This window comes from Agromyces sp. Y182, from assembly GCF_059445385.1.
The window spans coordinates 760,163-774,758 of the sequence record NZ_JCAIUF010000001.1; the positions used below are offsets into that span (position 1 = coordinate 760,163).

Annotated in this window: 17 protein-coding genes; 11 read left to right on the forward strand and 6 right to left on the reverse strand. The window is 67.2% G+C overall.

All coding sequences use genetic code 11. The annotated features are described in order from the left end of the window. Positions 1–99: 99 nt before the first annotated feature. From AC1C2R_RS03435 to AC1C2R_RS03450, 4 genes are read right to left on the reverse strand one after another with little or no spacing between them, the layout of a single operon-like run. Positions 100–918, reverse strand: a complete 819-nt coding sequence (locus AC1C2R_RS03435) for a carbohydrate ABC transporter permease (RefSeq protein ID WP_495378960.1) — start codon at positions 916–918, stop codon at positions 100–102. Further along, positions 915–1,820: a carbohydrate ABC transporter permease gene (locus AC1C2R_RS03440; RefSeq protein ID WP_495351144.1), complete on the reverse strand. Its 906-nt coding sequence runs from the start codon at positions 1,818–1,820 to the stop codon at positions 915–917. The genes AC1C2R_RS03435 and AC1C2R_RS03440 overlap by 4 nt, the downstream gene beginning before the upstream one ends. Then, on the reverse strand, positions 1,813–3,168 hold the full coding sequence (locus AC1C2R_RS03445) for an ABC transporter substrate-binding protein (protein ID WP_495378961.1): 1,356 nt from the start codon (positions 3,166–3,168) through the stop codon (positions 1,813–1,815). Before AC1C2R_RS03445 ends, AC1C2R_RS03440 begins: the two co-directional genes overlap by 8 nt. Further along, positions 3,165–4,265 (reverse strand): carbohydrate kinase family protein, encoded by a 1,101-nt coding sequence (locus tag AC1C2R_RS03450; RefSeq protein ID WP_495378962.1) that lies wholly within the window; start codon positions 4,263–4,265, stop codon positions 3,165–3,167. The genes AC1C2R_RS03445 and AC1C2R_RS03450 overlap by 4 nt, the downstream gene beginning before the upstream one ends. 117 nt (positions 4,266–4,382) lie before the next feature. Between AC1C2R_RS03450 and AC1C2R_RS03455 the strand changes: the two genes are divergently transcribed. The 6 genes from AC1C2R_RS03455 (at position 4,383) to AC1C2R_RS03480 (ending at position 9,602) form a co-directional block, all read left to right on the forward strand. Beyond that, positions 4,383–5,132, forward strand: a complete 750-nt coding sequence (locus tag AC1C2R_RS03455) for a DeoR/GlpR family DNA-binding transcription regulator (RefSeq protein ID WP_495378963.1) — start codon at positions 4,383–4,385, stop codon at positions 5,130–5,132. Beyond that, positions 5,129–6,457: a 6-phospho-beta-glucosidase gene (locus AC1C2R_RS03460; RefSeq protein ID WP_495378964.1), complete on the forward strand. Its 1,329-nt coding sequence runs from the start codon at positions 5,129–5,131 to the stop codon at positions 6,455–6,457. The genes AC1C2R_RS03455 and AC1C2R_RS03460 overlap by 4 nt, the downstream gene beginning before the upstream one ends. A gap of 126 nt (positions 6,458–6,583) precedes the next feature. Then, positions 6,584–7,534, forward strand: coding sequence for an NADP-dependent oxidoreductase (locus tag AC1C2R_RS03465; protein ID WP_495378965.1), 951 nt, complete (start codon positions 6,584–6,586; stop codon positions 7,532–7,534). 332 nt (positions 7,535–7,866) lie between these two features. Continuing rightward, entirely contained in the window at positions 7,867–8,706 is an 840-nt protein-coding gene (locus AC1C2R_RS03470; protein ID WP_495378966.1) for an alpha/beta fold hydrolase, read from the forward strand. Between the two features lie 31 nt (positions 8,707–8,737). After that, positions 8,738–9,079, forward strand: coding sequence for an ArsR/SmtB family transcription factor (locus AC1C2R_RS03475; protein WP_495351151.1), 342 nt, complete (start codon positions 8,738–8,740; stop codon positions 9,077–9,079). Positions 9,080–9,083: 4 nt separating this feature from the next. Then, positions 9,084–9,602 carry an SRPBCC family protein gene (locus AC1C2R_RS03480; protein ID WP_495378967.1) on the forward strand — a complete coding sequence of 173 codons (519 nt, stop codon included), beginning with the start codon at positions 9,084–9,086 and terminating at the stop codon, positions 9,600–9,602. Between the two features lie 60 nt (positions 9,603–9,662). On the opposite strand, the gene AC1C2R_RS03485 is transcribed toward AC1C2R_RS03480, so the two are convergent. Further along, positions 9,663–10,073 (reverse strand): MerR family transcriptional regulator, encoded by a 411-nt coding sequence (locus AC1C2R_RS03485; RefSeq protein WP_495351153.1) that lies wholly within the window; start codon positions 10,071–10,073, stop codon positions 9,663–9,665. A gap of 49 nt (positions 10,074–10,122) precedes the next feature. Between AC1C2R_RS03485 and AC1C2R_RS03490 the strand changes: the two genes are divergently transcribed. The 4 genes from AC1C2R_RS03490 (at position 10,123) to AC1C2R_RS03505 (ending at position 13,158) form a co-directional block, all read left to right on the forward strand. Next, positions 10,123–11,007: an NAD(P)-dependent oxidoreductase gene (locus AC1C2R_RS03490; RefSeq protein WP_495351154.1), complete on the forward strand. Its 885-nt coding sequence runs from the start codon at positions 10,123–10,125 to the stop codon at positions 11,005–11,007. Positions 11,008–11,207: 200 nt separating this feature from the next. Continuing rightward, positions 11,208–11,927 (forward strand): TetR/AcrR family transcriptional regulator, encoded by a 720-nt coding sequence (locus tag AC1C2R_RS03495; protein WP_495378968.1) that lies wholly within the window; start codon positions 11,208–11,210, stop codon positions 11,925–11,927. Beyond that, complete coding sequence (locus tag AC1C2R_RS03500; RefSeq protein WP_495351156.1) at positions 11,914–12,666, forward strand: SDR family NAD(P)-dependent oxidoreductase; 753 nt, start codon at positions 11,914–11,916, stop codon at positions 12,664–12,666. Before AC1C2R_RS03495 ends, AC1C2R_RS03500 begins: the two co-directional genes overlap by 14 nt. Before the next feature lie 96 nt (positions 12,667–12,762). Beyond that, the gene (locus AC1C2R_RS03505; RefSeq protein ID WP_495378969.1) at positions 12,763–13,158 is read left to right on the forward strand and encodes a YybH family protein; all 396 of its coding nucleotides are present in this window, start codon (positions 12,763–12,765) and stop codon (positions 13,156–13,158) included. 27 nt (positions 13,159–13,185) lie between these two features. On the opposite strand, the gene AC1C2R_RS03510 is transcribed toward AC1C2R_RS03505, so the two are convergent. Then, the gene (locus AC1C2R_RS03510; RefSeq protein ID WP_495378970.1) at positions 13,186–13,761 is read right to left on the reverse strand and encodes a hypothetical protein; all 576 of its coding nucleotides are present in this window, start codon (positions 13,759–13,761) and stop codon (positions 13,186–13,188) included. A gap of 232 nt (positions 13,762–13,993) precedes the next feature. On the opposite strand from AC1C2R_RS03510, the gene AC1C2R_RS03515 reads away from it, so the two are divergent. Then, positions 13,994–14,569: a hypothetical protein gene (locus tag AC1C2R_RS03515; RefSeq protein ID WP_495351159.1), complete on the forward strand. Its 576-nt coding sequence runs from the start codon at positions 13,994–13,996 to the stop codon at positions 14,567–14,569. Positions 14,570–14,596: the final 27 nt, after the last annotated feature.

Sequence of the window (14,596 nt, forward strand, 5' to 3'; positions counted from 1 at the left end):
CTGCCACCCCGAATTCCGTCCCACGCTAGAGCAGATTCGATCATGCACGCAAGCATGTGCGTGCAGATTCGCGCAGCTTGGCTGCGCGAATCTGCTCGCTTACTCGCGCACTGCGCCCTCGATCATGCCCTTGATGAAGTGGCGCTGCAGGAAGATGTACAGCGCGACGACCGGCAACGCGACCATCACGGCACCCGCGGCGAGAAGGGCCGTGCCCTGCGTGTACTGCCCCTGGAAGAACGCGAGCCCGAGCGGCGCCGTTCGCACATCGCCGTTCGGCGACATCACGAGCGGGATGAGGAACTCGTTCCACGTCCACATGAAGACGAGCAGCACGAGGGTGAGGATCGCGGGTCGCCCGATCGGCACCAGCACCTGCCAGAGGATGCGCATCGAATTGGCGCCGTCGAGACGAGCCGCCTCGATGAGCGCCCGGCTCGAGGAGCGGAAGTACGTTCGCATCCAATACGTGCCGAAGGCGATCGACATCGCGATCTGCGGCGCCGCGACGCCCCAGACGGTATTGGTGAGCCCAACGACGCGCAAGTCGAAGTAGAGCGGCACGATGAATGCCTCGGTCGGCACCATGATGCCGAGCAGGAACACGTAGAAGACGAGCGTCGCCCCGCGAAAGCGCATCGTGCCGAGCGCATACCCGGCGAGGATCGAGGCGAGCACCGAGACGACGACGACGATCGCGGCCACGACCACGGAGGTCAGCATGTACTGCCCGAATCGGCCGACCTCCCACGCCTCGGGGAAGTTCTCAGGGTGGAAGGTGCCGCCGTCTCTGGCAGCAGAGGCGTCTTTCGGTCCGAACGCGAGCGTGATGATCACGCCGATGGGGCCGAGCACCACGAGAGCGAACACGATGAGCACGACGTAGTTCGCGCCCCGTTCGATCGGCGAGACCTTCATTTCCGCTCTCCGATCATGTTGACGACTCCGTTGATGGCGAACACGATGATCGTCAGCACGATGCCGACGGCAGTGGCGACACCGACATCCCCGAGCTCGAAGGCTCTGCGGTAGATCTCGTAGCTCGGCACGGTCGTCGAGGTGCCAGGGCCTCCGCTCGTCGTGACGTAGACGAGGTCGAAGGTCTTGAGCGCGGCCACGATCGTGAGGGTGAGCGCCACCGTGATCTCACCGCGCACGGTGGGCAGGGTGATCGCGAAGAACTCGCGCACCGGGCCGGAGCCGTCGAGACGTGCCGCCTCGTACAGCTCGCGCGGCACCCGGCTCATGCCGGCCATCAGCAGCACGGTGACGAGGCCGGTGCACACCCAGGTGCCGATGAGCCCGACGGCTGGCAGGGTGAAGGTGTAGTCGCCGAGCCACGGTCGGGTCAGCGAATCGAGCCCGATGAGACGCAGGAAGCCGTTGAGCGGGCCATCGGGCGCATAGATCTGCCGCCAGGTCACGGCGACGACGACCATGGCGATGACCTGCGGCAGGAAGATGACGCTGCGGAAGAATCCGATCCCGCGCACCTTCGAACGAGTCAGCAGAGCCGCGAGCACCAGCCCGATGACGAGGGGCAGCACGGCGTAGAAGAAGACGAGCACGAGGGCGTGCCAGAACGCCTCGCGCAAGCGCTCGTCGTAGAGGATCTCGACGTAGTTGTCGAGGCCGACGAACGTCGATTCGCCGAGGCCGTCCCAGTCGAAGAGGGAGTACTGTGCGGCGCGGCCGAGCGGAAAGAGCAGGAATCCGCCGTAGATCAGCAGTGCGGGGGCGAGGTACGCCCACGCCACCCAGCCCGATCGGGCGGGGCGCCGAGTGGCGCTCCGCCCGATCGTGGTGTTGCCGTTACTCATTGCTTGCGACGAACTCCGCATAGTCGGCCTCGAGCGCCTCGGTGAACTGCTCGGGAGTCACCTGGCCCGCCAGCAGGTCTTGCAGCGACTGCCCCATGGTGTCGGCGAAGGTCGGCGTCGCGTAGTCGAGGTACGGCAGCAGACTGCCCTCGCCCGTGACGTTGCCGAACACGGTGAACACGTCGGCCATCACGCCCGAGGAGGGCGCGAGCTCGGCCGTGCGGTTCACCGGCAGGTTGCCGGTCTCCGCGAGCACGTCCATCGCGTCGTCGCTCGTGATGAAGTCGATGTACGCGGCCGCCACATCGTTGTTGTCGGCGGCCGAGGTGATCGTGAAGGGCAGCCCGGTGCCGCCGGTGGTCGCCGGCGTGCCGTCGGCCGTGTGCGGGATGAAGAACCCGACGTCGTCGCCCATCGCATCAGCCAGGTCGGCTGCCAGCCATGAGCCGCCGATGAGGAAGACCCCGTCGCCCGCGGCGAGCGCCTGCCACGCCGCGTCGTAGTCGGTGCCGTTCACGCCGTCGTTGAAGTACCCCGCGTCGACCCAACCCTGCAGCGCGGCGGCCGCCTCGACGTTCTCGGGCGTCGTCCAGCTCTGGCCGGCGTTGCCGAGTCCGAGGTCGGTGATCACCTCGGCGTCGACGTAGTCGCCCTGCAGCGGGCCGAAGACGTGCAGCGCCGGCCACTGCTCGATGTTGCCGAGCTGCATCGGGGTCTCCCCCGCTGCGGCCGCCGTCTTCAGTGCGGCGTCGAACTCGCTCCAGTCGGCGGGCACTTCGAGGCCGAGCCCTTCGAGCTTGCTCTTGGAATAGAAGACGCCCACGACCTCGCCGACCTGCGGCAGCCCGTACAGGTTGCCGTCCCCGAAGACCTTCGCATCCTCGCTGTAGGTCGAGTATTGCAGCACCGACGGCGAGTACCGGTCGAACCATCCGTAGGCCTCGGCGTAGTCGTCGAGCGGGCGCAGCTGGCTCGCCCCGACGAACTGCCCCATCGTGTTGCGGCCGTTGTTGGCCTGCACCACGTCGGGTGCGTCGGCATCGGTGAGGGCGAGCCGAAGCGTCGTCGCGAGGTCGTCGAACGACTGCGAGTTGCGATCGATCGTCACGTTCGGGTACTTCTCCATGAAGGCGGCATTGAGTTGCTCCATCTGCTCGTTCTGGCCGCCGCGCACCTCCTGGTCCCACACAGTGAGGGTGACGTCGCCGACGTCCGAGATGTCGGTGCTGATCTCGCCGGTCTCTGCGGCGTCGCCGTTGTCGCCGCTTCCGGGCGCACAACTCGTGAGGGCGACGATGAGCGCAGCACCTCCCAGGGCCGCTGCGGTCAGTCGGATGTTTCGCTTCATGATGTACCTCTCTTGTCGTGGAACGATCGCCGGGCTGCTGCTGCCCGGTAGTCGGCGAAGGGGAACGTGAATTCCGATCTGCGGCGGCCGGATGTCTCGGGCAGCACGTCGTTGAGGAACGAGAAACGCGCGACGAGCTCGCGATCGCCGGCTCGGCGCGTCCGATCCCACCAGTCGGCGAGGTCGCCCCATCCGGGCGCGGCGAGCGCTCCGCCCGGGAATTCGACGGCGAGGGCGGCGCACAGTGCGGCGAACGAGAGGCTCTGCTCGAGCGGCCATTCGCGCAGCGTTCCGAGCACGAGTGATGCACCGAACACGTCGCCGGCGCCCGTCGCATCGCGCCCGTTCGCGGGGACGGCGGGCACCGTCACCTCCTCGCCGCGCGCTGAGTCGATCGCGACTGCTCCGGCTTCGCCGCGTGTCACGACGACGAGCGGCACACGGCCCGCGAGGGCTCGTGCCGCGGCGACGGCGGAGTCCGTGCGTGTGTAGGCCACGGCCTCGGACTCGTTCGGTGTGAACGCGAAGCAGTCGTCGAGGGGCTCGAGGTCGGCAGCATCCCACCGCTCCGACGAGTCCCAACCGATGTCCGCGAAGATCTTCGTGCCGGCGTGCGCCGCCGCCCGCCACCAGACGCCGCCTGCACGAGCCCCGCGGGACATCGCCCCCAGGTCGGCGAACGTCGCACGCGCGGTGACACCGTCGCCGACGAGCTCGCCGGGCGTGACAGGGGCCGCGACCTCGTGCGTGATCATGCTGCGATCGCTGCCCGACGCGATCGAGACGGTGACCGGCGTGGGCCAGTTCGGCACCAGCCGCGACGAGCTGAGGTCGATGCCCTCCCGATCGGCGAGGAACTCCCAGCACCAGCGGCCGTAGACGTCGTCGCCGAGCGTCGCGGCGAGCGCAGTGCTCAGGCCGAGACGGGCGGTCGCGACGGCGAGGTTGGCGACCCCGCCGGGGCTGGCGTCGAGCGCGTCGGCGTGCACTTCCGTGCCGGGCCGAGGCGTTGCGTTCACGTCGGTGAAGACCAGATCGAAGAAGACCGGCCCGGTGAGGAGCACGTCGACGGCATCGCCGGCAGCTCGTTCAGCCACGAATCCTCCTTGACTGCGACCACGTGCGCGATCGCCGATCGGGTTTGACTGAACATACTCTCGAATGAACGCTCCTGCGTCAATTCATGCTCGAAGTTGACTGCTACGATCGTCGACATGCTCACAGCAACGCGACAGGCGCACATCCTGAACTCCCTGCGCAGCGACGGCGAAGTCACCGTCGAAGAGCTCGCAGAACAGTTCGGTGTGTCCCTGTCCACCATCCGTCGCGACCTCAACGCGCTGAGCGCCGAAGGCCTGCTCCGACGCGTGCGCGGCGGGGGCAGCATCGAGCCCGACCAGATTCCGTTCACCGACGTCGAACGCCAGCATCACCCCGAGAAGGCGCGCATCGCTGAGCGGGCCGCCGCACTCGTGGCCGATGGAGACGTCATCATCATCGACATCGGCACGACGACGGCGCTCCTCGCCCGGCAGCTCCGCGGCCGACGCATCACGGTCATCACCTCGAGCCTCGCGGTCATCGATGAACTGCGCGACGACGACGTGGTCGAACTCATCGTGCTCGGCGGAGCGGTTCGCAAGAACTACAACTCGATGATCGGCACCCTCACCGAGCAAGCGCTCGCGCAGATTCGCGCAACGACCTGCTTCCTCGGTACGAGCGGCATCAGAGCAGACGGCACCATTTCCGACACCACGGGCATGGAGGTTCCGATCAAGCGAGCGATGATCGAGTCATCCCAGCGCACCGTCGTGCTGGCCGACTCGTCGAAGTTCCCGGGTGTCGGGGTCTTGAGCGTCTGCGGCCCCGAACAGATTTCAGCAGTCGTCACCAACGACGATGCGGATGCCGCGACGCTCGGAGTATTGCGCGAGGCGGGCGTCGAGGTGAGCGTCGCGTGAAGCTCACCATCATCGGGGGCGGCGGGTTCCGTGTTCCCCAGGTCTTCGAGGCCGTCTCCGCAGATCACGCTCCCGTGCGCATCGATGAATTGCGCCTCTACGACGTCTCGGAATCGCGCCTGCAGACGATCGGCGCGATCCTCACGAGCCTTGCGAAGCAGCGTCGGCATGTGCCGACCATCACGCTGACGACCGACCTCGAAGAGGCCCTTCGCGGCACCGACTTCGTGTTCAGCGCGGTGCGTATCGGCGGCACCCAGGGGCGCATCCTCGACGAGCGCACCGCCCTCGACCTCGGCGTGCTCGGTCAAGAGACCGTCGGCCCCGGCGGGCTCGCGTACGCGCTGCGCACCGTGCCGTTCATGACCCGACTCGCCGAGACGATCCGCAAGGTCGCCCCCGAGGCGTGGGTGATCAACTTCACGAACCCGGCGGGCATCGTCACCGAGGCGATGCAGCGGGTACTGGGCGACCGCGTCGTCGGCATCTGCGACACCCCGATCGGGCTGATCCGCCGCGCGGCCACCGCCGCCGCCGGATCCCCCGACAACATCGGATTCGACTACGTCGGCCTGAACCACCTCGGATGGCTCCGCTCGCTGACGGCCGGCGGCGAAGAGCTGCTGCCGCGGCTGCTCGAGTCCGATCAGGCGCTCGAGAGCATCGAAGAGGCCCGCCTGATGGGCTTCGACTGGGTGCGGGCGCTCGGCGCACTGCCGAACGAGTACCTCTACTACTACTACTTCACGCGTGAGGCGACCGAACGCATCCGCTCGGCCCCTTCGACCCGGGGCGAGTTCCTCGACCGCCAGCAGTCGGCGTTCTACGCCGCCCCGGGCGAAGACCCGCTCGCGACGTGGCTGGCCGCTCGGCGCGAGCGCGAGTCGAGCTACATGGCCGAGAGCCGAGCCGCCGACGAAGAGCGCCACGAGTCCGACGTCGACGGCGGCGGGTACCACGAGGTCGCGCTCGACCTCATGGCCGCCCTCGCGACCGGTCGATCCTCGACGATGATCCTCAACGTGCGGAACAACTCGCTCGTGCCGCAGCTGCCCGACGACGCGGTCGTCGAAGTGGGCTGCGTCGTCGACGGCGACGGCGTGCACCCGTGGCCGATCGCTCCCGTCACGGGAGAGATGCTCGGACTGATGACGCAAGTGAAGTCGGCTGAACGGCTCATCATCAGCGCCGTGCACGAGCGGTCGCGCGAGCAGGCCTGGCGGGCGTTCGCGGCGCATCCGCTCGTCGATTCGGTCGGTGTCGCGCGTTCGCTCCTCGACCGCTACCGCGAGAACATCCCGGAGATCGGCGCACTGCTGCCCTGAGCTCGACTCACGGTCACGATGGCGCATGTCTGAGCTGCTGCCCGCCTGACCCGCAGGTCCGGAACGTCTTGTGGGTCGGGTGCACGTCGTCTATAAGGGTGGGATCACCCGAACAGGAGGACAGGCATGAAGGCCATCACCGTCACCGACCCGAACGCCGGCACCGCCGGTATGGCGGTCACCGAGCAGCCCGAACCGCACGCGTCGGAGAACGACGTCGTCGTCCGCGTCCACGCGTCCGGGTTCACCCCGGGCGAGCTGACTTGGCCGGGCACCTGGACCGACCGGGCGGGCCGGGACCGCACCCCGAGCATCCCCGGTCACGAACTCTCCGGCGTCGTCACCGAACTCGGTTACGGAACAACCGGACTCACCGTCGGGCAGCGCGTATTCGGACTCGCGGACTGGACCCGGAACGGCACCCTCGCAGAGTTCGCCGCCGTCGAGGCCCGCAACCTCGCCCCGCTGCCCGCGGACATCGACTTCGTGACCGCCGCGAGCCTCCCCATCTCTGGACTCACCGCCTGGCAGGGACTGTTCGAACACGGTCGTATCCGACCCGGGCAGAGCATCCTCGTGCACGGGGCCGCCGGCGGCGTCGGGTCCATCGTCACCCAGCTGGCCCGAGAGACCGGTGCATACGTCATCGGCACCGGCCGCACTGCCGACCGAGACGCCGCGACCGGGTTCGGCGCGAACGAATTCGTCGACCTCGGCAGCGACGACCTCGAGACGGTCGGGCAGGTCGACCTGGTTTTCGATGTCATCGGAGGCGATATCGGCGAACGCTCCGTCGCTCTCGTTCGCGCCGGCGGTACCCTCGTCACGATCGCCGGGCCGCCCGCACTCCAGCCCGTCGACGGCCGCTCAGTGTTCTTCGTCGTCGAAGCGAACCGAGATCAGCTCACGCAGATCGCGAACCGGGCCAGGGACGGGCGCCTGCGCACCCGCGTCGGCGCCGTATACCCGCTCGATGGCGCAGTCCAGGGGTTCAACTCCACCGAACGACCCACTGGCAAGATCATCGTCAGCGTCGGTTCGGGCGCTGAGAGAGGCCGCGTGATGCCGTTGCCATGAGCCTTCGCATCCGTTGCGTCGAGGTTCCGACGGATTCATCGACTTCAGCGACAGAGACGGGGTGCCATGATCCGACATCGCGCGCGCTTGGCTTGCGATGCAGGTCGCGCACGATCTCGCCGCAGAACGGGCCGCCGGAACCCCGCAGGTCCGCAGGTCCGCAAGCTCACCACGGCGACCTGACCGCTGCACATGGGCGACTTCATCCACGGCAACGATGCGGGCTACCAGGCCCCTCGCGGCATCCGTCGACCTCTCGCTCTTCGACTGATCCGAACGGTCATCCGATGTGACTGGCGACGTTGATCACGCCGATCTGCAACGATCGTTGGATGACCGATCGACAGCTCGACCGAACATTCGCGTGGCACGGTCGAACCGTCGCGTGGCAGAGCTTCGGCGAAGGCCCTGCACTGGTGTTCCTGCACGGAACCCCTTGGTCGTCGGCCCTCTGGCGGCCGCTGGCCGAAGCGCTCTCGGCGAGGTTCACCGTCTACCTGTGGGACATGCCGGGGTATGGCGCATCGTCGAAGCATCCGGATCATGCCGTCGACCTGGGGCTGCAAGGCGAGCTGTTCGCGCATCTGTTGCAGCAGTGGGAGCTCGATCGCCCGCACGTGATCGCGCACGACTTCGGCGGCGCCGTCGCGCTCCGCGCCCGGCTCCTGCATGGTGCCCGGTACGCCTCGCTCTGCCTCGTCGACGTCGTCGCGCTGCGCCCGTGGGGCTCAGCGTTCTTCACCCTCGTGCAGCAGCATGCAGACGTCTTCGCCCGGCTCCCGGCGGCGATCCACCGCGGCGCCATCGAGGCCTACATTCGGGGCGCGAGCCACCGGGGCCTCAGTGAAGCGGAGCTCGAGATGCTCGTCGCCCCGTGGACCGGGGAACTCGGCCAACCCGCCTTCTACCGGCAGATCGCGCAGGCCGACGAACGGTTCACCGAGGAGGTCGAGGGGCTCTACACCGCCCTGACCGAGCCGACGCACATCGTCTGGGGTGTCGACGACACCTGGATTCCCGTTGACCGGGCTCACCGTCTTCACGCGCTCATTCCGGGTTCGACGCTCGCACTCGTCGAGGGAGCCGGGCATCTGATCCAACTCGATGCCCCCGCGCACCTGTCGGCCGAACTCACCCGGTGGACTGAATCTGTGCGCGGCTCCGGTTTGTGACACTTGCCGATATGGGTATATGTTTGTCGTCATGGCACGAGCAGCGACCACGTCGGACGTCTTCAACGCCATCGCCGAGCCCCGGCGTCGGGACATCCTGACGCTGCTGCGGGCAGGCGAACGACCGGTGACGGAGGTCGCCGAGGAGCTGGGGATGTCCCAGCCCGGGGCCTCGAAGCACCTGCGTGTGCTCCGAGAGGTCGGGCTGGTGCGGGACCGCAAGGCCGGCAAGCAACGCCTGTACGACGTGGACGCCCGTGGGCTGCAAGCGGTTCACGAGTGGACCGGCGGGTTCGAGCAGTTCTGGAACGAGAGCTTCGATCGGCTGGACGCATACGTGCAAGACCTCAAACAGGAAAGACAAGAGGAGTAGCTGAATGACGACGACTGGACGAGAATCGCGGGCGCACTCCGCGACAGCCGACCGCGAGACCGTGATCTCCCGAGTGATCGACGCCCCGCGGGAGCTGGTGTTCGAGGCGTTCACCGAGGTGCGGCACTTGTCGCAGTGGTGGGGGCCGGAAGGATTCACCACCACCACGCGGGCCTTCGAGTTCCGCGTCGGCAGCGAGTGGGACTTCGTGATGCACGGGCCGGACGGAACGGACTACCAAGAGTGGATCACCTGGACCGAGATCGTCCCGCCGGAGCGGATCGCGATGCTCCACGGCGAGTACCGCGGTGACCCGAATGCGTTCGAGTCGGTGCTCACATTCGCGCCCGACGGGGAGAAGACCCGGATCGAGATGCTCACGGTGTTCCCCACCAAGGAGCTGCGTGACGAGGCGATCGAGAAGCACGGTGCGATCGAGGGTGGTCAGCAGACCCTGGGCAACTTGGCTGCCTACGTCGCAGAGATCGCCCGTGGGAGCGGCAGGGCGGAACCACCTTATTGACCTGGTCGGTGCAGAGCCTTCACCGAAGACGACGCATCTCAGTTACACCGTGCATCCGCGTTAAGCGCCGGATACGCCATCCAAGACCGCCTCGTCGAACGGGGGATAGCTTTGATTGCTCATGCGCTCGGCCGCAGCGATGTATGTGGTGAGCGCCTCGCGTGACTTCGTGATGCTGGCCATCTGATCGTCGAGTCGCTGCAGACGTGAGCGCATTGCGGCCAGCAATTCCGGGCAACCCTGCAGCTCGGGAAGCTCGCCGACTGCGCAGGGCAGCAAGTACGCGATGTCGTCCGACGACAGGCCAGCACCAAGCAAATGCCTGATCTGTTTCACACGCAGAACGGCGCTCTCGTCGTACTCGCGGTAGCCATTCGCACCGCGGTCAGCTTCGAGCAGTCCTCGGGCTTCGTAGTACCGCAGCTGGTGGGAATTGACGGCTGCCCGGCGACTCAGTTCGCCAATGTGCATGATGACCTCGCTTGACCTTCACATGGGTATCAACGTTAACGATGGTGCCATGAGCACAACTGATACGAAATCACCGGTAACCGTGATCGGGCTGGGACTGATGGGACGCGCACTTGCCAGCGCCTTTGTGCAGGCCGGGCATCCGACGACCGTGTGGAATCGCACGACAGGCAAGGCGGATCAGCTGATCACCGAGGGCGCCGAGCTGGCACGGACTGTCGGCGACGCGCTCACGGCGAGCCCCCTCACAATCACCTGCCTCACCGACTACGACGCTGTGGCCGAGCTGATGGCGACAGCCCCGGATGCACTGAGCGGCACCACGCTGGTCAATCTGACCTCCGGCAGTTCCGCCCAGGCTCGAGAGGCCAGCGAGTGGGGTGCGCAGCATGGCGTCGCATACCTGGACGGCGCGATCATGGCGATCCCCTCAACCATCGGGACACCCGACGCGATGATCCTGCTGAGCGGATCGAACGCGGTCTTCGATGCCCACCGATCGACATTTGACGCCCTCGGCGTGACAACCTACGTCGGCGCCGACCCCGGGCTGGCAGCGCTCTACGACGCTGGCGGACTCGTGATGATGTGGAGCATTCTGAACGCATGGCTCCAAGGCACGGCCCTCCTGGAGACTGCTGGGGTCGACGCCGCGACATACGCGACATTCGCACAGCAAATGGCGGCCGGCGTCGCGACCTGGCTGCCGGGCTATGCCAACCAGATCGACGACGGCTCATTCCCTGCCTTCGTATCCACCCTGGATACCGACGTGCGCGCGATGGGGCATCTGGTCGAGGAGAGTGAGACGGCCGGTGTCAACGCCGAGCTCCCGAAACTGATCAAGGCGATGGCCGATCGAGCTGTCACGGCCGGTTATGGAAATGCGGCCTACCCCGTGCTAATCCAGGAGTTTCGCGGCCAAGAAGAGTGACCCGCCATGCGCGCGACCGCGGTGAGGTCACAGGAGCATCGGCCTTCGGGGCACCGAAGGAAAATGCGATGGCTCCGGGCTGTAGACGACGCATCCCACCTACACCGTGCACGCGCGGTAGGCGCGGAGGGCGGCGCGGGGGCTCGCATTGCGCCGCTCGCACGGCGGCTTTACACTGTAAACAACGAGAGGAGCACGCGATGGCAACACGCATCGACGCCGATGCGATCGCCGACGCGGCCATCGTCATCGCCGACCATGACGGGTTGAGCGCCGTCTCGATGCGCCGCGTCGGCGCCGCACTCGGCATCTCGGGCATGGCCCTCTACCGTCACATCGCCGACCGCGACGACCTCGTCGTGCGCATGGCCGCACGCGTGGCGACCGAACGCGCGCTGGTTCCGCGCGGCGACGCGAGCTGGCGCGATTCCCTCGAGCACCTCGCATTGCACATGTGGCATGCATTCGAACGCCATCCGTGGCTCCTCGGCGCCGTGATCTCCCCCGGCCGCGTGCTCGACCTCGCGAGCGTCGAGCAGACGGGCCTGGTGCTGCACCGCCTGAGCGAGGCCGGATCCGACGACGACTCCGCGGGTGACGTGTTCATCGGCACCGCCGCGATCGTGATGGGTGCGGCCGCATTGACGCTCACCCCGCTCCCCCATGAGCGCGATGTCGACTACAGCATCGATCGACTCTCGACTCTTGCCGACGCCGACGCCGCTGACGTCAACGCCGACGCCGCACTTGCATCCGACCCGCAGGTCTCGCGATTCCGCGCCCGTCCGCTCAACGCGGCCCGCGGGCGGCACATCCTGCAGACCACACTGACCCGCTTCCTCGACGAGGTCGAGGCAAGCCTCACCCCGCCTCCGACTCGGGGGCATGACCGAAAGGAACCCCAAAATGCGTCTCTCTGAGAAGGTCGCCATCGTCACCGGCGGTGCCGGCGGCATCGGCCAGGGCATCGTGCGCCACTTCCTCGACGAGGGTGCTTCCGTGCTCGTCGTCGACCTGATCGACCAGGCGGCGGGTGAAGAGGTCGTCGCGGGCCTCGCGAAGGGCCGCCCGGCCCGCTACCTGCAGATGGACATCTCGAATGCCGAGAACGCTCCCGTCATCGTCGCCGCCGCGGTCGAGGCGTTCGGCAAGCTCGATGTGCTCGTCAACAACGCCCACGCGTCGCAGCAGGCACCCATCATGGAGACCACACAGGAGATGTGGGATCTCTCACTGGGCAGCGGCATGTACGCGACGTTCCATCTCATGCGCGCCGCGCACCCCGAACTCGTGAAGACCAAGGGCGCGATCGTGAACTTCGCCTCGGGCGCCGGCATCAAGGGCATGCCCACGCAGGTCACCTATGCCGCCGCGAAAGAGGCGATTCGCGCGATCTCGCGCGTCGCCGCGCACGAGTGGGCAGCCGACGGAGTACGCGTGAACCTCGTCTCACCCGTGGCGCTCACGCCGGGCATCCGCCAGTGGTCGGAGTCCTTCCCCGCCGAGTACCAGAAGGTCGTCGACGGTGTGCCGCTCGGTCGACTCGGCGACCCCGAGCACGACATCGCCCCGGTCGTGGCGTTCCTCGCGAGCGATGACTCCCGCTACCTGACCGGCCAGACCCTCATGACCGACGGCGGATCGACCATCATGCCCTGAGCAAGGCAGAGCAGAGTCAGAGCATCGTGCTCCGATTCCTGCCCTGAAGAGCACGCGGCGATTGTGCACGGCTGTCGACCGGAGCATCCTGAGACCATGAGCGACCGTGAGGAATTCTTGGTTTGGCTTCAGAGCGAGTTCGTTCGAGCCGAACGCGCCATGTTCGACGGCGACGACGGCCCGCGCCGAGCAATCTGGTCGGTGGATGACCCGGTCACCGTGCTCGGCGCGTGGCGCAACGCCGCGAATCGCGCCGAGCTGATCGAGGCGTTCGAAGAGCTCTCGACGAGCTTCTCGAACTGCACCGAGTACGCGTTCGACCTGATCGCCTTCAACGTGCTCAGCGAGATGGCCTACACCGTGGGCTACGAGCGCGTCTCGTCGTCGATCGACGGCGAGCCCCGCAGGTTCACGCTGCGCGCCACCCAGGTGTACCGCCGCGAGTCCGACGGATGGCGCGTCGTGCACCGGCACGCGGACACGGCCGGGTAGTTCGACGAAGACCGAGTGCGATTGGCGCTAGTCGTCGCCGTCGAACAGCCCGCCATCGAGCAGCCAGTGGTGACGCAGGCGGAGCGCGCGTTCGGTGCTGGCCAGGACGGTGGCCACCAGGAGCGTGATGTTGAACGCGACCGGGAGCTGGATCGGAGAAGTGAAGGAGCCGACATTCTCAGCGACGGGTGGGATCTGGGAGATCTGCTCCACGATCTGCGGGACACCGAGGATCAGGGCGACGATGAGCACAGCGATGGACGCGAGCCCGATGGCACGGCTCATAGCCGGGTGCTCGCGATCCAGGCGCGCACGCCGGCCCTCGGCTGAGGCGGAATCGGGTACCAGCTGCTGCTCGACCCCGGCATCGCTCAGGTAGTGGCAGCGCTTCAGCCCGTAGCTGCTGGCGACCACCTCGACGGTACCGCCGGGCACCGGGAACGCCGCGGGGAGCTTGGATCCGGCGTGATGCAGACCGTCGCGGTAGAGCTGCGCCCAGACTTCGCCGTTCGAGTCGCCCGCGAGCCGCACGTCGACGGACCAGATCTGACGCAGGCCGTCGTCACGAATGAGGCGAAGATGGAACAGCGCGCGAGAGAACATCTGCCACCACCGAAAACGATTGAGCGCGTGCCCATCACCAGGCTTGACCTTGCGCGCAGCGCGCCGACGCTTCCGATCCGAAACCACACCCGCCACCCTAGCGACTCGCTCTGCGGCAGCGACCGAGCGCCATGACCACCTCGAGTGCGGTCGGCGCCATTCGAGCTCGTTGCGGACGAGTCCGGGGGTTTTCCGGATTCCCCGTGTTGCACGCGCTCTCTATGTTCGAAACATGCCTCTCGCCGCCCTCCTTCGAACGTGGCTCGCCTCCGTCGTCGCCTGCCTTCCGCTCTTCGCCTTGCTGCTCATTCCCGAACTCATGCGCAGTCGGGCGGGCAGCGAGCAGCTGCTCATGATCGGCATCGTCGCCATGCTTGTGCTCGTCGTCGCGGCGTTCACGTTCGCGCCGGTGTTGAGTGCGATCGCAGCGCCGAGCGCTGATGGATGGACGCCGCGGTCGGCCTTGCGGGCGACACGAGCGGTGTGGCACTCACACACCGCCCGCGCCTGGCTGGCCATCGGTGTTGCGGTGCTCATCTACGCGATCGGGCAGGCCGTCGGCTACTGGGTCGGCGCGCTCGTGCCATCGGTGAGCGACAACCCGGCGGCGTTCGGCACCGATCCATCTGAGCCGCGGTGGCTGATCGACTACCCCGCATACGCGCTGCAAGCCGTCGTGATCTACACCTTCACGACCCTCGCGATCGCCTGGTACGGATGCCGCATCCGCTCGCTCTCCCTCACCCTGGCCGCTGGTGCTGTGTCCCTTCACGGTTCTCGGCCACCCCGTGCGGCGTCCACAAGCTGAGCTTCGCCGAGTGGCAGGCGATGGGCG